Source organism: Streptomyces sp. NPDC004435 (genome assembly GCF_042873895.1).
Taxonomy (GTDB): domain Bacteria; phylum Actinomycetota; class Actinomycetes; order Streptomycetales; family Streptomycetaceae; genus Streptomyces.
Genome location: NZ_JBIAMB010000006.1, coordinates 338,098 through 359,446 on the forward strand (window position 1 = coordinate 338,098; position 21,349 = coordinate 359,446).

23 protein-coding genes are annotated in these 21,349 nt (G+C 74.2%); 8 read left to right on the forward strand and 15 right to left on the reverse strand.

Features of this window, described 5'->3' with window-relative positions; genetic code table 11:
* Positions 1 to 27: 27 nt before the first annotated feature.
* From ACFYT9_RS13530 to ACFYT9_RS13545, 4 genes are all read right to left on the reverse strand, one after another.
* Entirely contained in the window at positions 28 to 789 is a 762-nt protein-coding gene (locus tag ACFYT9_RS13530; protein WP_389163172.1) for a TIGR04222 domain-containing membrane protein, read from the reverse strand.
* Positions 790 to 798: 9 nt separating this feature from the next.
* Complete coding sequence (locus ACFYT9_RS13535) at positions 799 to 1,824, reverse strand: TIGR04222 domain-containing membrane protein (RefSeq protein ID WP_389163175.1); 1,026 nt, start codon at positions 1,822 to 1,824, stop codon at positions 799 to 801.
* A gap of 5 nt (positions 1,825 to 1,829) precedes the next feature.
* Positions 1,830 to 3,392 carry a DUF692 domain-containing protein gene (locus tag ACFYT9_RS13540; RefSeq protein ID WP_389163178.1) on the reverse strand — a complete coding sequence of 521 codons (1,563 nt, stop codon included), beginning with the start codon at positions 3,390 to 3,392 and terminating at the stop codon, positions 1,830 to 1,832.
* Between the two features lie 82 nt (positions 3,393 to 3,474).
* A complete protein-coding gene (locus ACFYT9_RS13545) occupies positions 3,475 to 4,194 on the reverse strand; it encodes a peptidyl-tRNA hydrolase (protein ID WP_389163180.1) in 720 nt (239 codons plus the stop codon).
* Between the two features lie 73 nt (positions 4,195 to 4,267).
* Between ACFYT9_RS13545 and ACFYT9_RS13550 the strand changes: the two genes are divergently transcribed.
* The 4 genes from ACFYT9_RS13550 (at position 4,268) to ACFYT9_RS13565 (ending at position 7,022) form a co-directional block, all read left to right on the forward strand.
* Entirely contained in the window at positions 4,268 to 5,257 is a 990-nt protein-coding gene (locus ACFYT9_RS13550; RefSeq protein WP_389163183.1) for an ATP-binding cassette domain-containing protein, read from the forward strand.
* On the forward strand, positions 5,254 to 5,898 hold the full coding sequence (locus ACFYT9_RS13555) for an ABC transporter (protein WP_389163185.1): 645 nt from the start codon (positions 5,254 to 5,256) through the stop codon (positions 5,896 to 5,898). Before ACFYT9_RS13550 ends, ACFYT9_RS13555 begins: the two co-directional genes overlap by 4 nt.
* A 129-nt stretch (positions 5,899 to 6,027) precedes the next feature.
* On the forward strand, positions 6,028 to 6,216 hold the full coding sequence (locus tag ACFYT9_RS13560; RefSeq protein WP_389163188.1) for a hypothetical protein: 189 nt from the start codon (positions 6,028 to 6,030) through the stop codon (positions 6,214 to 6,216).
* A 71-nt stretch (positions 6,217 to 6,287) separates the two neighbouring features.
* Positions 6,288 to 7,022 (forward strand): bleomycin resistance protein, encoded by a 735-nt coding sequence (locus tag ACFYT9_RS13565; RefSeq protein ID WP_389163191.1) that lies wholly within the window; start codon positions 6,288 to 6,290, stop codon positions 7,020 to 7,022.
* Here ACFYT9_RS13565 and ACFYT9_RS13570 read toward each other — a convergent pair.
* From ACFYT9_RS13570 to zapE, 5 genes are all read right to left on the reverse strand, one after another.
* A complete protein-coding gene (locus ACFYT9_RS13570) occupies positions 6,980 to 7,825 on the reverse strand; it encodes a polysaccharide deacetylase family protein (RefSeq protein WP_376600647.1) in 846 nt (281 codons plus the stop codon). The two genes, ACFYT9_RS13565 and ACFYT9_RS13570, sit on opposite strands and share 43 nt — an antisense overlap.
* Positions 7,826 to 7,924: 99 nt before the next feature.
* Entirely contained in the window at positions 7,925 to 8,869 is a 945-nt protein-coding gene (locus ACFYT9_RS13575) for a PPK2 family polyphosphate kinase (protein WP_389163194.1), read from the reverse strand.
* A gap of 84 nt (positions 8,870 to 8,953) precedes the next feature.
* On the reverse strand, positions 8,954 to 10,327 hold the full coding sequence (locus ACFYT9_RS13580; RefSeq protein WP_389163196.1) for an alkaline phosphatase PhoX: 1,374 nt from the start codon (positions 10,325 to 10,327) through the stop codon (positions 8,954 to 8,956).
* A 136-nt stretch (positions 10,328 to 10,463) separates the two neighbouring features.
* Positions 10,464 to 10,889, reverse strand: a complete 426-nt coding sequence (locus ACFYT9_RS13585; RefSeq protein ID WP_376600629.1) for an OsmC family protein — start codon at positions 10,887 to 10,889, stop codon at positions 10,464 to 10,466.
* Between the two features lie 35 nt (positions 10,890 to 10,924).
* Positions 10,925 to 12,010, reverse strand: coding sequence for a cell division protein ZapE (gene zapE / locus ACFYT9_RS13590; RefSeq protein WP_389163199.1), 1,086 nt, complete (start codon positions 12,008 to 12,010; stop codon positions 10,925 to 10,927).
* Positions 12,011 to 12,046: 36 nt separating this feature from the next.
* Between zapE and ACFYT9_RS13595 the strand changes: the two genes are divergently transcribed.
* The 4 genes from ACFYT9_RS13595 (at position 12,047) to msrB (ending at position 15,350) form a co-directional block, all read left to right on the forward strand.
* The gene (locus tag ACFYT9_RS13595) at positions 12,047 to 12,826 is read left to right on the forward strand and encodes a pyrimidine reductase family protein (protein WP_389163202.1); all 780 of its coding nucleotides are present in this window, start codon (positions 12,047 to 12,049) and stop codon (positions 12,824 to 12,826) included.
* Positions 12,827 to 12,932: 106 nt separating this feature from the next.
* Positions 12,933 to 13,403 carry an indole-3-glycerol phosphate synthase gene (locus ACFYT9_RS13600; RefSeq protein ID WP_376600624.1) on the forward strand — a complete coding sequence of 157 codons (471 nt, stop codon included), beginning with the start codon at positions 12,933 to 12,935 and terminating at the stop codon, positions 13,401 to 13,403.
* A gap of 126 nt (positions 13,404 to 13,529) precedes the next feature.
* Positions 13,530 to 14,927, forward strand: a complete 1,398-nt coding sequence (gene murC / locus ACFYT9_RS13605; protein WP_387280021.1) for a UDP-N-acetylmuramate--L-alanine ligase — start codon at positions 13,530 to 13,532, stop codon at positions 14,925 to 14,927.
* A 15-nt stretch (positions 14,928 to 14,942) separates the two neighbouring features.
* A complete protein-coding gene (gene msrB / locus ACFYT9_RS13610; RefSeq protein ID WP_389163206.1) occupies positions 14,943 to 15,350 on the forward strand; it encodes a peptide-methionine (R)-S-oxide reductase MsrB in 408 nt (135 codons plus the stop codon).
* A gap of 85 nt (positions 15,351 to 15,435) precedes the next feature.
* Here msrB and ACFYT9_RS13615 read toward each other — a convergent pair whose 3' ends face one another.
* The 6 genes from ACFYT9_RS13615 to ACFYT9_RS13640 form a co-directional block, all read right to left on the reverse strand.
* Positions 15,436 to 17,406, reverse strand: coding sequence for a hypothetical protein (locus ACFYT9_RS13615; RefSeq protein WP_389163209.1), 1,971 nt, complete (start codon positions 17,404 to 17,406; stop codon positions 15,436 to 15,438).
* Positions 17,407 to 17,853: 447 nt separating this feature from the next.
* The gene (locus tag ACFYT9_RS13620; RefSeq protein WP_389163212.1) at positions 17,854 to 18,342 is read right to left on the reverse strand and encodes a hypothetical protein; all 489 of its coding nucleotides are present in this window, start codon (positions 18,340 to 18,342) and stop codon (positions 17,854 to 17,856) included.
* Positions 18,343 to 18,728: 386 nt separating this feature from the next.
* Positions 18,729 to 19,256 carry a ferredoxin gene (locus ACFYT9_RS13625; protein WP_389163214.1) on the reverse strand — a complete coding sequence of 176 codons (528 nt, stop codon included), beginning with the start codon at positions 19,254 to 19,256 and terminating at the stop codon, positions 18,729 to 18,731.
* A 43-nt stretch (positions 19,257 to 19,299) separates the two neighbouring features.
* Positions 19,300 to 20,085, reverse strand: coding sequence for an SDR family NAD(P)-dependent oxidoreductase (locus tag ACFYT9_RS13630; protein WP_389163216.1), 786 nt, complete (start codon positions 20,083 to 20,085; stop codon positions 19,300 to 19,302).
* An 84-nt stretch (positions 20,086 to 20,169) separates the two neighbouring features.
* Positions 20,170 to 20,409, reverse strand: a complete 240-nt coding sequence (locus ACFYT9_RS13635; RefSeq protein ID WP_389163219.1) for a DUF397 domain-containing protein — start codon at positions 20,407 to 20,409, stop codon at positions 20,170 to 20,172.
* Positions 20,406 to 21,239: a helix-turn-helix domain-containing protein gene (locus ACFYT9_RS13640; protein ID WP_389163221.1), complete on the reverse strand. Its 834-nt coding sequence runs from the start codon at positions 21,237 to 21,239 to the stop codon at positions 20,406 to 20,408. The genes ACFYT9_RS13635 and ACFYT9_RS13640 overlap by 4 nt, the downstream gene beginning before the upstream one ends.
* Between the last annotated feature and the right edge of the window lie 110 nt (positions 21,240 to 21,349).

The following is a 21,349-nucleotide window of genomic DNA, read 5'->3' on the forward strand; positions in this document are numbered from 1 at the left end:
GAGCGCGCCGCACCGGCGTCCCTCCCCTCACCCCCGCGGCCTTCCCAGCGCCGCCCGCAGCTCCGGTTCCAGGACCGCGGTCCCCCGGGTGGCGAGCGCGGTGAGCGGATCCTCCGCGGAAAGCCCCGCGAGCAGCCGCTGACCGGCGTGCGAGGCCCACCGGCCGCGCGGGAACAGCCCCATCGCCAGACAGAGCCCCGAGGCCGTCAGCGGCAGCGCGAACCCGGCGACCGTCCGCGTCCACTCGGCTTCCGGCACCAGCGGCACCGCGACCGCCCCCAGCGCCAGCGTCAGCAGGAACGCGCCCCGCACCGCCCGCACCCCGGCCGCGACCTCCCGCCGCCCCGCCCCCGGCACCGCGAGCCCCCGCGCCACCAGACCCTCCTCGATCCGGCGTACGCACGCGGCGGCGGCGACCACCGGACGCAGCAGCGGCACCGGCGCCTGCCCGCCCGGACCGATCGCGCCCAGCACCGCCCGCTCCAGCTCGTCCCCGGCGCCGGAGGCGTCGACGACCGTCGCCCAGCCCGTGTGCGCGAGCAGAAGCCGCCGCGCCCGGTGCATCGAGACCAGCGTCAGATCGGTCACCCGCCCCGGCCCGCCCGCGAGGAACGCGGCCTCGCCCAGGGTGAGTTCGCCCTCCCCGGACGCCGCGCCGCCGTGCCCGCCGGCGGCGATCGCGGCCCGGCAGAGCCGGGCGCAGGCGACGGCGGTCACGACGCACGCGACGAGCAGGAGCGGGAACCAGACCATGATCGAGTTGTACGACAGGACCGGCGGTCCCGCCACCCGAACGGCTCAGCCGCCGCCCCCACCGCAGCCACCGCCACCGCCGCCGCCGCACGACGAGGACGACGACGAGCCGCACGAGGACGAGCCGCACGAGGACGAGGACGAGCAGGACGAGCCGCCCGATCCACAGCTCGACCCCGACCCCGACCCGGAGTCCGGGACCCAGCCGTCGCCGCCGCCGGGCGCCGCTCCCGCGCACCACACCACCACGGCCGCGAACGCCGTCGTGTGGCTCGGGTCGGAGGAGTGGTGCGAGGAGGAGGCGCGCCGGCCGCCGCCCGACGGGGACGAGCCCTGGAGCCGGGACGCGTTCCGCAGCCGCTCGCGCAGCTCGGGGTCGGGGAGCGCGCGGATCCCGCCGAGTGCCACGGCGTGCGCCGTGCCGCTGCTGCCGAGCCCGTACGAGCGGCGGAACGCGGCCAGCGCCGTCTGCCCCGCGGAGCCCAGCTGCCGCCCGTAGGCGCTGCCGCAGATGATCGCCGTCAGGAGGCAGGCGAAGAAGAGCGGCAGGACCAGCACGACGAACGGGATCATCGCGCCTTCCGGGTCGGTGAACTGCACGACGGTGACCACCACGGCGACCGGCACCATCAGGACGGCGGCCAGGGCCGTCCCGACGCACCAGCGCCGCACCGCTCTGCGCCGCTCCGGCAGGACCAGCAGACCGCGCGCGGCGAGCCCGTCGCCGATCTCCTGCACCGCCGGGTGGGTCATCACCCCGAGGCGCAGGTGGTGCAGGGCCCCGCTGGGGGCGGCGGCGTGGACGTCGAGCACCGCCCGCTCCACCGGGTCGTGGGCGACCGCGCGGACGACGGCGACCACACCGGGCCCGCCGATCGCGAGCCGCCCGTCGACGTGCATGGTGGCGAGCGCCGTGTCGGCGACCCTGCCGGGCCCGCCGCTCAGGAACGCGGCCTCGTAGACGTCCTGGAGGGGACCGGTCCGGCCGACGCGACCCCGGCGGCCGAGCATGACGGTCCGCGCGATCGCGGCGGCGCCGGCGGCGTAGAAGAGGACGAGCAGGAGGTTCATGCGGGTCACCGCCCTTGGAAGAGGTCTCGTGCGGCCCGCACCACGCGGCCCGCGAGGGTCGTCGGACGGCTGTCGGACCGTTCCCGCCACCAGCGGGTCAGCTCCCGCTGCTCGGGCCGCCCGTCCAGCAGCAGGCCCTCGACGAAGTCGAGCGCGTCCCGCCGGTAGCTGCCCGGCATCGGCCGCCGGCGCGCGTACGCCAGGAACGCGGGCCGGAACTCCGCGCCGAGGATCTTCGGCAGCTCGGGCGCGATCCGCGCCACCACGGAGGCCCGCTTGGCGGCCAGGGCACGGCTCTGCACCCCGATCCGCCGCACGTCGAACCCCTCCGGCACCGGAGTCCCCGCCACCAGTGCCGACAGCAGCGCCGCCTGTCCCACCCCGACGCGCTGCCGCACGGAGGCCGAGACGGCGGGCTCCGCGGCCGCGGGTGCCGCGGGTGCCTCGGTGGCGGTCTCCGGCCGGGCCAGGACCGCCACCTGGCCGGCGGGCGCGGGTGCGCCGTGAGCGGCCGTCGCGGGCGCCTGCCCGGGCTCCGGCGCCGAGGACGCCGGGGGCGCCGGGGGCGCCGGCCGGGCGGCCGGCATCGGGCCGCCCGAGACGCGGGCTCCGGCGCCGATGTGCAGCGGGTCGCCGCCCGTGAGGGCGCGGCCCGCCCGCAGCGTGGCGGCACCGACGCCGTGGCGCGCGGCGAGCGGGCCGGCGGGGTCCGCGCCGGCGGCCGTCGGGGCCGGGCGCGGGGCCCTGCGGGCCGTCGTCAGGGTGGCGCGGATCGTGGCGAGTTCGGCGGCGAGCTCGGTCGCCGCGGGGAAGCGGTCGTCGCGCTCCAGGAGGACGCCCGGTGGGGCGACCCGGCCGGCGAGGTCGGCCAGGATGTCGAGGACGGGCTCCGGGACCGGGTGGGCGTGGGTGTCGTGCCAGACGCCGTCGCGCTCGACGCCGCCCGCCACGTGCACGTACGCGATGGCCTCCACCGGCAGCTCGGCCAGGGCCTTCGCCGGGTCCTCGCCCCGGTTGCGGTGGTTGGTGTGCAGGTTGGCGACGTCGATCAGGAGCCGTACCCCCGTACGCTCCACCAGCTCCGCCAGGAACCGCCCCTCGGACAGCTCCTCGTCCGGCCAGGAGAACAGCGCGGCGATGTTCTCCAGCGCCAGCGGCACCGGCAGCGCCTCCTGCGCGATGCGCACGTTCTCGCAGAGCACGTCGAGGGCGTCCCGGGTGCGCGGGACGGGCAGCAGGTGCGCGGCCTCCAGGCGCGGGGTCGCCGTCAGCGGCCCGCCGGCCCGGACGAACGCGATGTGCTCGGTGACGAGCGGCGCGCCGAGCGCCTCCGCCTTGGCCGCGAGCGACGCCAGCCGCTCCGGGTCCGGCCGGTCCGCCCCGCCGAGCCCCAGCGACACCCCGTGCGGCACCACCGTGACGCCCCGCGCCCGCAGCCGGGTCAGCGATTCGGGCAGATGGCCGACGCACACGTTCTCCGCGACGACCTCCACCCAGTCGACGGGCAGTTCCTCGACCGCGTCCGCGATCTCGGGACGCCAGCCGATGCCGATGCCGAGTTCCGTCATGTCCCCCTCCTTCGGTCCTCAGTCATCCACGTGATGACCCCGGCGATACCGGTCGAACCCCTGAAGGGGGAGGTTCAGAGCTTCATTTGAGGTTCCCGGCCACAGGCGCCCCCGGCACCCCCAGGACCCCGGGGAACGCCGACACCACCGTCGCGCTGCCCGGCGCGATCTCCGTGAAGCCCGCGTCCCGGACGACCGGGAGGCCGCTCGCGGCCAGCGCCGGCCACTCGGCCTCGGCCGCCGTGCGGACCGCGAGCGGGAAGCCCGCCTCCCGCCAGGCCGCGCGGGCGGCCCCGTCGAGCGCCCACCACAGCAGCTGGGCGCCGTGCCCGGCCTGCGCCATCGCCTTCCCGGCCGACATCTCCAGGCCCGGGTTGAACCAGAGCACGGCGGCCCCGTCGGGAATCGGCCCGGGCGCCGCCGGATCGTCGAGGTCGGTGCCCGAGACCTGGAGCTTGGCCAGCTCCTTGGGCCAGCCGTCGAGCGGCACGGGCGGGAAGACTCGCACCTCCGCCTCCGCGCCGGTCACGGTGAGGCCGGGCAGCGCCCCGGCGCGCCGCCACTCCGCGCCGCGGGCCCGCCGGACCACCTTGCGGATGCGGGCGTCCTCCCAGTCGGCGACGGCCCGCGCCCATTCCCCCTCGCCGAGCGCGCGCTCGTCGGTCAGGAGCCGGAGCACGGCCCGGGCCGCGGTCTCCAGGGCGTCGGTACGGGCCGGGGGCGCGTCGCGCTCGATGCGCACCACCAGGGGCAGGACGTACTGCGGCTTCTCGTCGCGGGGATCGGTGTCGTTGCTGCTCACCCGGCAAGTCTGCCACCGCCTCCGGCGGGCCGGATCTTGTGGCCGGGTCGGCGGCCGGGCGAGGATCGGCGTCATGACGACGACGGTGGGGGCGCGGGAGCGCGGGCCGGTGCGGCTCGCGGGGGTCGGACGCCGGTACGGGCCGCGCGGCCCGTGGGTGCTGCGCGGTGTCGACCTGGACCTGCCCGCCGGGCGGCTGGTGCGGGCCACCGGCGCCAACGGCACCGGCAAGTCGACGCTGCTGCGGCTGGTCGCCGGGGTCGACGCCCCCGCCGAGGGCCGGATCACCGGCCGCCCGGCCCGGACCGCGTACGTCCCCGAGCGCTTCCCGCCCGCCCTGCCGTTCACGGCCCTCGACTACCTCGTCCACCTCGGCCGCCTCCAGGGCCTCGGCACCGGCGCGGCGCGGGCGAGGGCGGGGGAGTGGCTGGAGCGGTTCGGGGCGGCCGGGTACGCCGGGGCGGCCCTCGCGGGCCTCTCCAAGGGCAGCGCCCAGAAGGTGGCCGTCGCCCAGGCCCTCCTCGCCGAGCCGGAGCTGCTGGTCCTCGACGAGGCGTGGACGGGCCTCGACGCCGGGGCCCGCGCCGAGCTCGACCGGGCGGTGGGGGAGCAGGTCGCCGCCGGCGCCACGGTCCTCTTCGTCGACCACGACCCGCACCGCCTCGCGGGCGAACCGGTCACGACCGTGTCGGTGGACAACGGCCGACTCCGAACGGAACCGCGAGCGGCGGCGCCGGGTGCCTCTTCGGCTCAGGTCTCCGCCTCGGCTCACGTCTCCGTCTCGGCCCATGGCGGCGCCTCGACGCTCAGTGCCGCCCAGGCCCACGGTGCTGTCCCGGCCCCCGGCGCCGCCTCGCCCGGGACCGTCACCGTGCGGATCGTCGCCTCGGGGGACCGGCCGTTGCCGGGCGGTCTGCCCGGTGGGGCGGCCGGGGTGCCGCTCGCGGGCGGTGGCGGTGAGGTGTTCCGGGTCGGGGACGCGGACTCCGACGACCTCCTGCGGGTGCTGCTCGGTGCCGGCTGGCACGTCCACCGGGTCGAGAGCGAAGGGGAGCGGGTGTGACGGCGCTCCTGCGGTACCACTCCGCGCTCTTCCTCCGGTCCCAGCGGTGGCTCGCCCCGCTGCTCCTGTACGCGGCCGTCGTCGCCGTCGGCGTCCGCCCGGGCGATCCGGTGCTCGGCTCGCTCGGCATCGCGGCGGCCGGGCTGCTTCCGGTCTCCGCCTGGGCGGCGCGGATCTGCCTGACGCAGGAGCCGGCCGCCGCCCGGGCCGTGACCGCCGCCGCCGGCGGCCGAGCCCGCGCGCACCTGGCCGCCCTCCTCACCGGCGCCGGCTGGCCCGTGCTCGCGGGCGCGGTGGCGACCGGCGCGGTGACGGCCACCGGCGACCTCGCGGGCACGAGCGGCCCGGCCGCCCTGCTCGCCGGAGTCCTGGCCGGCACCGCCTGCGCGCTCACCGGCGCGGCGGTGGGCGCGCTCGTCTCCCGGCCGTTCGTGAGGGCGCCGGGCTGGTCGGTGGCCGCGCTGCTGCTGGGCTCGCTGCTCGCCCTGGTGACCACCGGCTCGCCCGCGAAGCACGCGGTCACCGCCCTGGTCGCCGCCGAGGGCGCGGCCCGCCCGCCCTGGGCCGCCTGCGCCGCCGCCGTCGCCCTCGCCGCCGCGACGGCCGCCGCGTCCTGCCGGGCCGCCGCCCGCCTGGAATGAGGCCCCGGGGGGGGCGACCCCGTACGGGAGTGGCCCTGAGGGGTGACCTCGTACGGGAGCAGCCCCGGGGGCGACCCCCGTACCGGAGTGGCCCCGGGGGCGCGCCCGTACCGGAGTAGCCTCGGTGTCATGACCACGGAATCCGGGGCTCTCTGCGCCCCCGACCCCGCGCCCCGGCCGCCCAAGGCGGCCGAGGGTCCGTACGCGCGCTGCGTCCTGTGCCTGGAGCCGACCGAGTACGCGGAGTCGGCCAAGGGCGTCGTGCTCTGCCCGGTCTGCGAGTGGCAGGAGGCCCAGCGCAACTCCTGCTCCGGCTGAGGGCGGCGAGGCAGGAACGGCGGACGCCGGAAAGCCTCCCCCCGGTAGTCAAATTTGATTACCCTGACGGTATGGCCGAACGAACGATCCCGATCCTGCCCTGCCGGACCCTCCAGCCCGTCCTGGACTTCTACACCGCCCTCGGCTTCGAGGTCACCTTCCAGCAGAAGAGCCCCAACCCGTACGCCTCCGTCGAACGCGGCTCCCTGGAGCTCCAGTTCTTCGGTGTGAAGCACCATGATCCCGCCGCCTCGATGAGCACCTGCTACGTCGTCACCGACGACGTCGACGGGCTGTACGCGGCCTTCCGCGCGGGCCTCAAGGAGGCGTACGGCCGGATCCCGACCCGGGGGCTGCCGCGCCTCGGGGCGCTCCGGGACACCACCTACGGGATGCGGCAGTTCCTCCTGACCGACCCCGGCGGCAACTGCGTCCGCGTCGGGCAGCGGATCCGCGAGGACCTGCGCCACGACCCCGCCCCCGCCGGCACCTTCGCCCGAGCCCTCCATCACGCCGCTCTCCTCGCCGACTCGCGCGAGGACCCGGCCGCCGCCGCCAAGGTGATCGACCACGCCCTCGCGCCGCGGGAGGAGCGCCCCGCCCCGGTCGAGCGCCTGCGCCTCCTGGTCCTGCGCGCCGACGTCGCCGGACGCCTCGGCGACGAGGCCACCGTCACGACGGCCCTCGCCGAGGCCGCCGCCGTCCCGCTCGACCCCGAGGAGCGCGAGGCGGTCCGGGACGACCTCGTGCGGCTGGAGGAGCTTCAGGCCGGCCGCATCAGCTCGGACACCTTCACGAAGCGGTAGCCGCGGGCACGGAGTTCGGGGACGATCCGGCGGATCGCGCGCTCCGTGGCGGGGGCGGCGCTGCGGGTGCAGTGGAGGACGACGAGGGAGCCGGGACGGACGCCGGAGAGGACCTGCTCCGCCACCGCGTCGGGGTCCTTCGCGAAGGCGTCGCCGCCGACCACGTCCCACTGCACGGCGGTGACCCGCGCCGGGGCGAGGGCGTGCAGCGCGGTGTCGTCGTAACAGCCGCCGGGGAAGCGGAAGTAGGGCACGACGTTGACCGCCCCGGCGTCACGGAAGGAGTCGAAGGCGCGCCCCACGTCGGAGGCCATGTCCGGCGGGGCGACCTTCGGCAGGCCGTAGCAGGGCTCGGCGAAGGCGTAGTGGCTGTAGGAGTGGTTGGCGATCTCGAAGCGGGGGTCGCCGCCGATCGAGCGGACCTGGTCGGGGTACTCCTCCGCCCAGCGGCCGGTCATGAAGATCGTCGCGTCCACCTCCAGCCGGCGCAGCGTCGCGATGAGCTCGGGATTGTCGAAGCGCTCGCCGCGCGCGGCGCGGGGCCCCTGGTCGGCCGTCATGTCGGCGTCGAAGGTGAGCGCGACGACCTTCTCGGTGCTCCGGCCGGTCCGCCGCTCGTAGACGGGTGTGCGGCCCTGGGGCCCGGCCGCCATCGTGGGCGGCGCGGCGGGCGCGGGCTTCGCGCCCGGGGCGGCGGTCGGGGCGGCGGTGGGCTTCGCCGCCGGCGCGGGAGGAGGCGAAGCGGTGTCGGCGCCCCCGCCGCAGCCGACGAGAACGGCGCCCAGCAGACCGAGCGCCGCCACTTTACGTACAGAAATGGTCACGAACGGAAATTATCCGATCGAATGTGAAGCATTGTGGTCGTACCCCGGGGTGCGGCGCGCCGCGTCACCCGTCAGGGCTCAGGTCGCGAGCAGCCGGCGCCGGCACTCCTCCACGTCGAAGTCGCCCGGCGGATAGCGCGGGTCCAGCGCCTCCAGGTGCTCCAGGAGCAGCCTGCTCACCGCCCAGTTCCGGTACCACTTGCGGTCCGCCGGGACGACGTACCAGGGCGCCTCGGGCGACGAGCAGCGCTCCAGGGCCAGCTCGTACGCCTCCTGGTAGGCGGGCCAGCGGGCCCGGTCCTCGATGTCGCCCGGGGAGAACTTCCAGTGCTTGTCCGGGTTGTCGAGCCGTGCGAGCAGCCGCGCGCGCTGCTCCTCGTACGACACGTGCAGGAAGACCTTCACGAGCGTCACGCCGTCCTCGGCGAGCGAGCGCTCGAAGCGGCCGATCTCCTCGTACCGCCGCGTCACCTCCTCGCGCGGGACCAGCTCCCTGACCCGGGCGACGAGCACGTCCTCGTAGTGCGAGCGGTCGAAGATGCCGATCTCGCCGGCCACCGGCAGCGCCCGGGTGACCCGCCACAGGAACGGGTGGGCGCTCTCCTCGGGAGTGGGCGCCTTGAAGGCGCGGACCCGGCAGCCGGACGGGTTGAAGTACCGGATGACGTGCTTGACCGTGCCGCCCTTGCCGCTGGTGTCCATCCCCTGGAGGACCAGCAGCAGCCGGCGCCGGTCGCCCGCCGTGCTCGCCGCGTACAGGCGTTCCTGGAGCGCGGCGAGCTTCGGCCCGAGGAGCGCGGTGGCGGCGAGCCCGGCGGCCTTCCCGTCCGGGGCGTCCGCGCCGCCGGGCATCGCCCGGGGGGCGTACGCGGAGAGGTCGACGGGCTCGCCGGGCGCCAGCCGCAGCGCCTCGCCCAGGGCCGGCGAGCCCGGCCCGACGCCGTGGCGCTCCCCGTGCTTCCCGCCGGTCGCGTCGTCCCCGGCGTGCCGCCCCTCGCGCGTCTTCCGTGCCTTCTTCGCCACCGCCCGCGTCCCTTCCGTCGTACCGCTCGCCTCCCCCGATCCTGCGCCGGATCGGGGCGGCCCGCGAGCGCACGGGGGCGGCGGTCAGCGCCAGGGGCCGGTGACCGCGAACGTGGTGCCGGGGGTGTAGCAGTTCACGAACATGGTGGTGCCGTCGGGGGCGAAGGTGACGCCCGCGAACTCGCCCCACTCGGGCGCGCCGGGCTTCCCGATGTCCTGCCGGCCCCGGGCGACCGCGTACACCTCGCCCGACCGGTTCACCCCGAAGACGTGCTGGGCGCCGCCTCCGTCCTCGCACACCATCAGGCCGCCGGTGGGCGCCAGGCAGATGTTGTCGGGGGACTCGCCGGGCAGCCGGACGTCGGTGTCCGGGCCGAAGACCACGGCGAGGGTGAGCCGGCGGGTGAGCGGCTCGTACTTCCACACCTGCCCGAAGTGGGTGGCGCCCGAGCCGTCGGAGGTGCGGGCGTAGGAGGAGACGAAGTAGACGCAGTCGCCGCCCCAGTAGCAGCCCTCCAGCTTCTGCGCGTGGGTGATCCCGCCGGGGCCGAAGTCCTGGAAGCGGATGGGCGTCCCGGTCGCCTGCGGGTCCGGCACCGGCACCCATTCGACGCGGCGGAAGACCGTCCCGGGCTCCCGCACCACCGACAGGTCGGGGACGCCGGGCACCCGCATCGCCTGGAGGGTGCCGCCCGCGCGCAGGGAGCCGGTCCCGCCGAGCGGCACCACGGGCAGGAAGCGGTAGAAGAGGCCGAAGGGGTGCTCGAAGGCGTCCTCCGTCTCGTACACGACCCCGGTGTACGGGTCCACGGCGACCGCCTCGTGCGCGAAGCGCCCCAGGGCCGTGAGCGGGATGGCGCCGGTGCGGTGCGGGTCCGCCGGGTCCACCTCGAAGACGAAGCCGTGGTCCTTCTCGTACCCCTTCGTCCCGGCCTTGTCCTCGGTCTCCTCGCAGGTCAGCCAGGTGCCCCAGGGGGTGGGCCCGCCCGCGCAGTTGACCGCCGTGCCCGCGACGCCGACCCGTTCGCCGTCGGCGCCCTCCAGGACCTCGCCGTCGGGGCCGAGGCCGAGGACCGTGCAGCCGCCCTTGGCGCCCGGGTCGTAGGTGAGGCCGGGGACGGTGGGGACGCCGATGCGGGCGTCGGGGCGGTTCTCGTGGTTGCGGACCAGATGGAGGGCGCCGTACGCGGCGGGGAAGGCGCCCATGCCGTCGAAGTGGCTCGGGACCCGGCCCTCGCCGGAGCGCAGCGAGCCGCCCTCGCGGGACAGGACCCGGTAGGAGAAGCCGGCGGGGAGGTCGAGCAGGCCGTCCGGGTCGGGGACGAGCGGGCCGTAGCCGCCGAGCGGTTCGGCGGCGGCGGGGGAGCCGGCGAAGAGGTCGGCCAGCGCGCCGGTGAAGGCGATCCCGGCGACGGACGCGCCGGTGCGGGCCAGGATCTGACGTCGTGTCACGGACATGGGGTCGGCCTTCCCGCCGGAGACAGGTGTGGACCCGCTGTGTGTACCACGCACCGGAGTGCGTGATGCCACGACGCGGGTCCACGACGCCTCGGATGGCGTAATTCCGCCTCCGGGGCGGCCGTCTGAGCGAGCGTCAGGCGAGCTCGGCCGTCAGCGTGATCGTCGTGCCGGTGAGGGCCTGGCTGACCGGGCAGTTCTTCTTGGCGCCCTCGGCGGCCTCCTGGAACTGGCCGGCGTCCAGACCGGGGACCTCGCCGCGCACGGTGAGGTGGATGCCGGTGATGCCCTCGCCCGGCTGGAAGGTGACGTCCGCCTTGGTCTCCAGGCGGGTGGGCGGGTTGCCCGCGCCGGCCAGGGCGTGCGAGAGCGCCATCGAGAAGCAGGAGGAGTGCGCGGCGGCGATGAGCTCCTCGGGGCTGGTCTTTCCGTTCGGCTCCTCGGAGCGGGCCGGCCAGGAGACGTCGTAGGAGCCGAGACCGGAGGAGTCGAGGCTGACGACGCCGGAGCCCTTGAGGAGGTCGCCCTGCCAGACGGTGTGGGCGTGACGGACGGTGGCCATGGTGGATCCCTTTCGATCGGGTATGGCCCCCCAACCTACTGCGCCACGAGCCCCTTTGCGTCCCGCGCCAGGGCGGTGAGCCGGGAGATGGCCCGGAAGTACTTCTTCTTGTAGCCGCCGTTCAGCATCTCGTCGCTGAACAGTCGGTCGAACGGGAGTCCGGAGGCGAGCACGGGTATCTCGCGGTCGTAGAGGCGGTCGGCGAGGACGACGAGCCGCAGCGCGGTCGACTGGTCCGGGATCGGGCCCACGTCGGTGAGGCAGACCGCCGTCAGGTCGTCGGTGAGGGCGCCGTACCGGCTCGGGTGGACCTTGGCCAGGTGTGCGAGCAGGTGCGGGAAGTCGTCCAGCGAGGAGCCCGGGACGCGGTACGCGGTCTCCGTGACGACCTGGTCGGAGTACGGGGCGGGCGCCAGGGGCAGGCCCCGGTGGCGGTAGTCCTCGCCGTCGATCCGCAGCGGCCGGAAGTGCGCGGAGAGGCCCTGGATCTCGCGGAGGAAGTCGGCGGCGGCGAAGCGCCCCTCGCCGAGCTTGCCCGGCAGGGTGTTCGAGGTGGCGGCGAGCGCCACCCCGGCCTCGACCAGCTTGCCGAGCAGGCTGGAGACGAGGACGGTGTCGCCCGGGTCGTCCAGCTCGAACTCGTCGATGCACAGGAGGCGGTGCCCGCTCAGCGTCTTCACGGTCTGCTGGAAGCCGAGCGCGCCGACCAGGTTCGTCAGCTCGACGAAGGTGCCGAAGGCCTTCAGCGCGGGCTCGGCGGGCGTGGCGTGCCAGAGCGAGGCGAGCAGGTGGGTCTTGCCGACGCCGTACCCGCCGTCGAGGTAGACCCCGCGCGGGCCGGTCGGCGCGGCCGGCTTGCGGGCGAACCAGCGGCGCTTCCCTGCGCCGCTCGCGTGCGCCCCGCCGAGGCCCTCGGCGAAGCCGGAGAGCGCCTTGACCGCCTCGCACTGGCTCGGCTGGTTCGGGTCGGGGAGGTAGGTGTCGAAGCGCACCGAGTCGAAGCGCGGCGGCGGGACCATCTCCGCGACCAGCCGGTCTGCGGGGACGTGGGGCTCGCGCGAGCACAGCGAGAGCGGGGTCGCCGCTGCGGAGGCGGCTTCATTCAGGGCACGGGTCGACACAGTTCCCCACTGTAAGCGCCATGTCAGACTGCGAGAATGCGACGCCTGTTTCCTGTGACGGACATGACAGCCCCGAAGCCCCAGGTCAGCGATGCCGACCGGGAGTGGTCCCTCGACGAGCTGGCCGACGCCTACGCGTACCCGGAGGGCGAGGAGCGCTGGCTGCGGGCCAACATGGTCTCCTCGCTGGACGGCGCCGGCCAGCACGAAGGCCGCTCCCAGCCGCTCTCCTCCGACACCGACATGCGGATCTTCGGCACCCTCCGGGGGCTCGCCGACGTCGTCGTGGTCGGTGCGGAAACGGTCCGCCTGGAGGGGTACCGGCCCGCCCGCGCCCGGGAGGTCTTCGCCGCCCGCCGCGCCGCCGCCGGCCAGGGTCCGGCCCCCGCGATCGCGATCGTCACCGCCTCCCTCGACCTGGACCTCTCCCTCCCGCTCTTCACCTCCCCGCTGGTCCCGACGCTGATCGTCACCGGCGCGGGCGCCCCCGCCGACCGGATCGCCGCCGCGCGGGAGGCCGGCGTGGAGGTGCTGCTCGCCGGGGACGGGGCAGGTGTGGACCCGGCCCGCGCGGTCGCCCTCCTCGCCGGACGCGGGCTGCGCCGCCAGCTCACCGAGGGCGGCCCCCGGCTCCTCGGCCAGTTCACCGCCGCCGGGGTGCTCGACGAGCTGTGCCTGACGGTCTCCCCGACGATGACGGCGGGTGCCGCCCAGCGCATCGCCCACGGCCCTTCGCTCGTTGACCCGACACGCTTTGGCCTGGCTTCACTGCTGGAGCAGGACGGGTTCCTCTTCAGCCGCTACCGTCGGATCTGACAATCGGCGGAATTTCTCGTTCCGCTTAGCGTCGGCTGGGCACAATCACAGTCGCAGTCCCCGTGTGAACACGGGGAAGGATGGTTTCCGCAGAAGGGCTCCTGAGGTGTTCACAAGCGTTCTGATGATCGAGAAGCCCCTGACGTCCGTGGACGTGGAATTCGTCACCACCCTGCACGGCGACGAGGCCGTGTCCTTCATCGTGCTGATGCAGCCGCGCGGTGACCAGGCCGATCTGTTGCTGCGCGCCATCGACGACGTGGCCATGGGCGAACTCAAGGAGGCGACCCGCGAGGGCGAGGAACCGGAGGGCAAGGAGGCCCGCGAACCGGCCGAGCTGGCCCTGGAGCACTCGCTCCGGGCCCTGAGAGAAGCCGGCTGCGAAGCGGTCGGACAGGTGGTCGAGGACCACCCCCTCGACAAGATGAAGGCGGTCGTCGAGGAGTCGGAGGCGGACGAGGTGATCGTCCTCACCGCCCCGCACTACGTGGAGGAGTTCTTCCACCGCGACTGGGCCTCCCGCGCCCGCCACAAGGTCGGCGTCCCCGTCCTGAAGCTCTTCGCACACAGCGAGTGACCGCGGGCGGGCGGCCCGGGGCCGGGGCACGGGCGGATCCGTGTCCCCGGCCGCGTTCCCGGGCCGCTCCGCCACAGCCACTACGCTGGGGTGGTCACGACCACGCACACCCGGGGAGAGATCCGCATGGCACCCGCCATCCCTGCCGCCATGGAACGGCCGCACTTCATCGGCATCGGCGGTGCCGGAATGTCGGGCATCGCGAAGATCCTCGCCCAGCGCGGCGCCAAGGTCGCCGGCAGCGACGCCAAGGACTCCCCGACCGCCGAGGCGCTCCGCGCCCACGGCGTCACCGTGCACATCGGCCACGCCGCCGACCACCTCGCCGACGACGCCTCCGCCGTCGTCGTCTCCAGCGCCATCCGCGCCGACAACCCCGAGCTGGCCCGCGCCGCCGAGCTCGGCATCCCCGTCGTGCACCGCTCCGACGCCCTCGCCTCCCTCATGGACGGGCTGAACGCGATCGCCGTCGCCGGCACCCACGGCAAGACCACCACCACCTCGATGCTGGCCGTCGCCCTCACCGAGCTCGGCGCCGACCCCTCGTACGCGATCGGCGGCGACCTCTCGGGACCCGGCACCAACGCCCGGCACGGCGCCGGCGAGGTCTTCGTCGCCGAGGCCGACGAGAGCGACCGCAGCTTCCAGAAGTACGACCCCCAGGTCGCGATCGTCCTCAACGTCGAGCTCGACCACCACGCGAACTACGCCTCCATGGACGAGATCTACGAGTCCTTCGAGAAGTTCGCCGCGAAGATCCGCCCCGGCGGCACCCTCGTCGTCGGCGAGCACTCCGGCGCCCGCGAGCTGGCCCGCCGCGTCGCCGCCGCCGGCCGCGACGACCTCGCCGTCGTCACCGTCGGCGAGGGCGAGGACTCCGACGCCCGCATCCTCAAGATCGTCCCGAACGGGATGAAGAGCGAGGTCACCGTCGCCCTCGACGGCACCGAGCACACCTTCACCGTCTCGGTCCCCGGCCGCCACTACGCCCACAACGCCGCCGCGGCCCTCGCCGCCGGCGCCCGCGCGGGACTCGACCCGGCCGCCCTCGCCCAGGCGCTCACCGCCTACACGGGCGTCGGCCGCCGCCTCCAGCTCAAGGGCGAGGCCGCCGGCGTCCAGGTCATCGACTCGTACGCGCACCACCCCACCGAGATGACCGCCGACCTGGAGGCCATGCGCGGCGCCGCCGGAGGCTCCCGCCTCCTCGTCGTCTTCCAGCCCCACCTCTTCTCCCGCACCCAGGAGCTGGGCAAGGAGATGGGCGACGCGCTCGCGCTCGCGGACGCCTCCGTCGTCCTCGACATCTACCCGGCCCGCGAGGACCCGATCCCCGGCATCACCAGCGAGCTGATCCTCGACGCGGCCCGCGCCGCCGGCGCCGACGTCACCCCCGTCCACGACAAGACGACCGTCCCCGAGGTGATCGCGGGAATGACCCGCCCCGGCGACTTCGTTCTGACCATGGGCGCGGGTGACGTCACGGACCTCGGTCCGGCGATCCTGGCCCGCCTGGCGAACTGAGGGAGTGGACGGACGATGGCGTACGAGGTCGAGAAGTCGGACGCGGAGTGGCAGGCGCAGCTGACCCCGTCGGAGTACCAGGTGCTCCGGCTGGCCGGCACGGAGCCCGCCTTCCGCGGCGAGTACACGGACACCGAGACGCAGGGCGTGTACTCCTGCCGCGCCTGCGGGGCCGAGCTCTTCACGTCGAACGAGAAGTTCGAGTCGCACTGCGGCTGGCCGTCCTTCTTCGACCCGAAGGACAGCGAGGCCGTCGAGCTGGTCGCGGACACCTCCCACGGCATGGTCCGCACCGAGGTCCTCTGCTCCCGCTGCGGCTCGCACCTGGGCCACGTCTTCGAGGGCGAGGGCTACCCGACCCCCACGGACCAGCGCTACTGCATCAACTCGATCTCCCTCCGGCTGGAGCCGCAGGAGGACTGAGCGCGGCGTGAGCCACGCGGCGACCGTGCCGGTCGCGGCCGTCGAAGGACGGCCGCGGCCGGCACGCGCGTTTCAGCGACCACGTCTACGTCCGCGGCGTGCCGAGCAGCGGGGTGCGTACCGGGGCGGCCATGCCGACGAAGACCACGAGCTCGTGGCCCCCGGGGTTGGTCTGGAGAGGAACCGTCTGCCAGTTGTTGGTGAGCCAGACGTTGCCCGAGGGGTCGATCTGGACGCTGGTGTTACGGACGAGTCCGTCGCTGGTGTAGCCGGTGCCGGCGGGGGAGATGGGGTCTCCGGTGCGGTGGCCGGGCGGGCAGGTCTCCGGCCGGGCGCCGCACAGGTGGGCGACGCGCTGTCCGCCGAAGTTCGCGACCCACACGTTGTCGTCGCCGTCGACGGCGATGCCCCACGGCAGGAACAGGCCGCCGCGCTCGTACGGGCGGCGCGGCGTCGTTCCGTCGGGGCGGATCATGGTCACGGAGGCCTCGGCGGCGCCCTCCCGCGGGTCGAGGGCGCCACCGTCGGGAGGCAGGACCCCCGTGCCCCCGCAGGGGATGTCCACGAGTCCCGAGTTGGCCACCCACACGTTGCCCACGCTGTCCGACGCCGCGCCCATGGGCGCGGAGATGCCGCCCCCGCTGACGTAGCCGAGCGGGTCGCCCTGAGGCGAGAGCCGCAGCACGTTGTCGGAGCCGTTGCCGGTCACCGAGGCCCGGCCCCTGGTGTCGACGGCGACGGAGAAGGGCTTGACCAGCCCGCCGGACGGAGAGGCGATGTTACGGGCCCGCTCGGGGCGTCCGTGCGGGATACGGGTCACGCTGCGGTTGCCGCAGTTCGCGACCCAGATGGTGCCGCGCTCGTCCGACACCGTTCCCTGCGGCTGCATGATGTCCCCGTAGCGCCAGCCCGTCGGCGGCGACAGCGGCGTTCCGTCGGGCCGGAACTGGGAGACGCTGCGGTACAGCGGGTCGGGGTCGAGCGGACAGCCGGTGCCCTGGAAACCGAAGTTGCCCACCCAGACGTTCCCCCGGGGGTCGAGGGTGACTCCGTACCCCGCCCCGTAGAGGCCTCCTCCGCGGTACGGGGAGCCGGGCGCGTTCTCCCCGGTCGGGGTCAGCTTGACGACGTAGTCGCCGCCGCAGGTGGGTTGTGTGGGGTCGGGGTCGTAGAGGTAGTTGTTGGCGACCCAGGCGTTGCCGTGGGCGTCGAAGGCGATGTTGCCGGGGCCGTCGAGGGTCCGGCCGTCGGCGTCGTACCGCAGGGCGAGCGTCCAGGCGTCGGGCGCGGAGCTCAGGGCGGGCGTGTACGGCCGTTCCCGGAGCGACAGCCGGTACAGCCCGGCCACATGGCGGCCGGGGTTGTGCGCGATGTCGAGCGCGGCCCGGAAGGTGTTGTCCGGCCGGTCCCCGCCGGCCGGGCGGGCCAGCCGGAACAGTTCCTCGCACGTCTTGCCGGCCACGCATCCGGCGAGGGTGTTGGCCAGCGAGTCGAAGGCGCGCAGCGTCGAGGTCTCGCCGCCGTTGGGCGGCGAGGCGAGCACGGCGGAGACCTTGCCGGTCGTGACGTCGGCCAGATTCTGCGCGGTGGCGGCGGCGTTCTGGAGGCCGGGGTAGGTACCGGCGATGTCGCGACCGTCGGAGAACCGGGCCATGGCGTAGGCGGCCGCCACGGTGGTCCGCTCGTTGACCACGACCCGCGGCGGTTTCCGGTGCGCCCCGTCGAGGACGGCGGCCAGCCGGACCGGCTGGTGGCGGCCGCCCGCATCGGCCAGCAGGTACAGCACCGCCTTGCGTTCCCGCGGCTTCCGGTACGAGATCGTGAACCGCCCCTCGGCGTCACTCCTGGCCCGGCCGAGGACGGTGGCGGGCGCTCCCCGCTCCCGCCCTGCCTGGTAGAGGACGACCTCGGCCCGGGGCACGGCCGAGGCGCCGCTCCGGACCGTGCCGTCCTGCCGCGCTGTGCCGGCAGGAGGAGCGGCGTCCGGCTCCACGGCCCCGGCGGCGGGTACCGCGGCGAGGGCAGCACTGACCAACAGCAGAACTGAGCGGTTCATGAGCATGCGCCGGATGCTGGCACACCAGGCGTGACGGAACCGGGCAGCGCGAGGTCCGGATGTCGGGATGCCGCTTCGGCTCCACTCGATCGGCTCCGTCGACGGCTTCCCCGGCCTCACTGTCGGAGTGGGGGAACGGCCGCCGGATCGCGGGGCAGCCCCGTCACGCGTCACGCCGATGGTCGACGGCAGGTGCCGATACGCACACCGGCGAGGAGATCTACCACCGGGTGCTCCACGATCCGCGATTCGCCCCCGAGCGGTTCGTGAGGGGCATCGCCGAGCGCGGGGGCCCGCCGCGGCGGATTCCGCAGCCCGGACTGGCCCGCGCCTGGACGCGCCGCCGCCCGTTGGGCCGCCGTCCCCGAGGGCGGCGGGCTCGTGTGGCGCTGGGGTGTCGACGGGGTGTAGGCGACGCCGTCCGCGAGCGCGGGGACGGTACGGCTGTCAGCCCGCCGTCGCGCCGTCGGGCACGTAGGCGTCGACGCCGACCGCGTAGCCGGCTCCGGTGGTGAGGTCGGGGCGGCTGCCGAGACCGGCCTCCGCGAGGCCCTCGGCGGTGAGGAAATCGACCGACAGCACCATGTCCCCCCGGGTGAAGAGCAGGTCGCCGGGCGGTGCTTCGAGGTCCGGCTCCCATCCGTCCCGTACCGCCGCCGTCCGGTAGTGCGCGGCCACCTCGGCCCGCGTGCCAGGGAAGGCGTACGTCCGCTCGGCGTACACCACCACATCGCCGCTGTCCGCCCAGCACCCGGCGTCCACCTTCTCGAAGCCCCGGGCGACGGCCGCCCCTTCGGGCCGGGAGCCGAGGATGCCGAGCGCCGCCACCTCCTCCACCCGGTCGCCGGTCCCCTCGCAGTCCCGGGCGAGTTCCCACGGCAGACCCCAGGCGAGGGCCGCGACCGCGAGAACGGTCGCGGCCAGGAGCAGGGGCATCGGGCGGGTCGTGCGCGGCCGCAGCGGCAAGGGGGGCTCCGTCGTGAAGGCGGGGGTGGTGGGAGGGCGGGGGACGTCGGGCGAGGGGCATCCGTGTCGACTCCGGCGCGGGATACGGCTCCGATCCAGGGCGCAGCACCTGTCCGGCCGGTCAACGGCGGAAGCTACCGCCGGCGGCCCCTGCCGAACAGGGCTTTCAGCTTGCCGGCCTGGCGGGTGCTGAACCGGTCCATCAGCCTGATCGCCATGTCGTGGTGGTACGTGCGGGCCCAGTCGTAGGCGGTTTCGCCGTCGACCGCGAGATGCGGATCGGCACCGTACGCCAGGAGGATCGCGGTCAGCGCGCTGTCGAGCGGCTCCCCCGACTGGTTCGCACCGTCGACCCCTCAGAGCATCGGCAGTCGGTCCGCATCAGTGGGAGAGCGTCGCTCCTCAAGCCAGAAGAGATAGACGCGGAGGTGCGATGCCAGCTCGCCGTCGAGGTAGGCGGCGTACTGCCGGGCAGCGGCGGCAACACCTTGCCCTGCACTCGCGTCGTAGGCCTCCCAGTCGGATCGCCGGTCCGCCAGGTACTCCGTGATCCGTCCGCGGTCGCGCCACCATTCCCGGACCGCTGCCGGCGTCCAGTGGGCGTCGCCATCGCAGCCGTAGCTGGAGAACGGCTCTTCCTCCGCCGCGTCGATCAGCTGCCGGAGTTCCTCCGGCGTCCGTGGCTGCCGGTACACGTACTCGGAGAAGTATTCAGCCTCGTAGAGCACGAGCCCAGGGGCTTGAAGACGGCCGGTGCCGCAGTTGTCCGTTTGGGCCCCGTAGAACGGTCCCGGCACGTTCAGCCACTCTCGCTCCGACCACTTCCCCAGGAAAACCTCGCGCGTGTCGCCGAGCAGAGGCACCGGGTCGAAGTAGAGATCCATGGCAGAAGGTTAGCTGTGCGCTGAACGATGCACCGGACACGGCCTAGTGGACCGAGAAGCCGCCGTCCACGAAGAGGGAGTGGCCCGTGACGTAGGCGGAGGCGTTGCTCGCGAGGAAGACGGCGGCGCCGGCGAAGTCGCCGGGCAGGCCGTTGCGCCCGATCAGCGTGCGCTCGGCGAGCGCGGCGACCTTTCCCGGGTCGGAGGACAGCCGCTGGTTCAGCGGGGTCATCACGAAGCCCGGGACCAGGGTGTTGGCCGTGACGCCGTACGGGGACCACGCCTCGGCCTGCGAGCGGGCCAGCGACTCCAGGGCGCCCTTGGACACCCCGTACGCCCCGCTCTGCACGAACGCGCGGTGCGCCTGCTGGGAGGTGACGTGGATGATCCGGCCGAAGCCGCGCTCGGCCATCCCCGGCCCGAAGCGCTGCCCGAGCAGGAACGGCGCCTCCAGGTTCACCGTCATCGTGGTGTCCCAGACGTCCTCGCCCAGCTCGCCGAAGGGCGGACGGAGGTTGATCCCGGCGGAGTTCACCAGGATGTCCGGCTCGCCGAACACCTCGGCCGCCGCCTCCGCGCCCTCCTTGATGCCGTCCCGCGTGCTCAGGTCGGCGCTCACCCAGGCCGCCCGGCAGCCGTCCGCCGTCAGCTCCTCGACCGTCGCCGCCAGCTCCGCCTCCTTGCGGGCGAGCACCACCGTGCTCGCTCCGGCGCGGGCGAGCGCCCCCGCGATCGCCCTGCCGATGCCGGAACTCCCGCCCGTGACCAGGGCGGTGCGGCCTTCGAGGGAGAAGAGGCCGGAGAGGTGCTCGGCGGGGGTGGTCGTCATACGGGTCCCTCCTCAGGACGTGCGTGTACCGGCCCGCCCACATGCGGTAGGGGGCAGGTACACGCATCCTGACACAGCCGCCGCTCAGGCGAGCCGGGCGACGAACTCCGTCCAGGCACTGGGCGCCACGGCGAACTGCGGACCGTCCGGGACCTTGGAGTCGCGGACGTGGACGGTGGAGGGGCAGGTGGCGACCTCTACGCAGCTGTCACCGTCGCCGCTGCTGTAGCTGGACTTGTGCCAGGAGAGGGCGACCTCTACGCAGTTGTCGCCGTCGCCACCGCTGTAGCTGCTCTTGAACCAGGCCAGGTCAGTGGTGCTCATAGTGCTCCTCGGATCTCCCGCAACAGACCCACGGATGCCTCGACAGACAGGGCCTGTGCTCGCATCCTGGCATACCGCTGCTGGAGGATGCTGACCTCTTTGGAGTCGGAGATGAGCTGTGCTGAGCGCTGCCCCTCGGAGTACGCGTACCAGGTGTTCTCCTTGTTCTCCAGGAGCCACAGGGGGCCGTCGAGACCTGCGTGATGCCCCCGTGATTGCGCCATCACCTGGATGTCGATGTTGCGACGCTCGCCGAGGTCGAGAATGTGGTCGATCTGCCCTCGCATGGCTTCCTGATCGGCCACTTGGCGGCGCAGTGCGTGCTCCTCGACGATGAAACTGAAAATTGTCTCCGGCCGCTCGGTGAGGATGCTCGCCCGCTCCACGCGCGCGACGAGATTGGACTCGATCTTGTCGTCGCCCATCGCCGGGATCTGCTCCTCGAAGAGCGTCCGGGCGTAAGCCGGCGTCTGGAACAAGCCCGGCACCAACCGGTTCTCGTACGTGTACAGCGTCACCGCCTGCGGCTCCAGCGCCGCCCATTTCTCGAACCACTTCGCAAGACCCGCCCTCCGCGTCAGGTGCTTCGCCGCCGCCCGGATCACGCCGAACGCGTCCAGCAGCTCCTCCGCCCGTTCCACGAACTCCTTCGACGGCAGGCGTCTGCCCTGTTCGATGGAGGCGACCATGGGGAGCGAGTAGCCCACCAGCGGCGCGAACTCCTCCTGTGTCAGGCCCGCCCGTCTGCGGAAGGCCTTGACCACTTCCCCGAAAGCCTTCAGGCTCTCCGACGTCTCCGGTTCGCTGCCCTTCGGGACCTCGTCCGCCACCCCGCCACCTCCCGCACCCGTGTGCTCGCGCTGAACACGTCCATGCTCACGGATCGTGACCGGTACCGTCCAGAGAGTGAACCCGTACTGCGTGCAGCGTACGGGTCGCC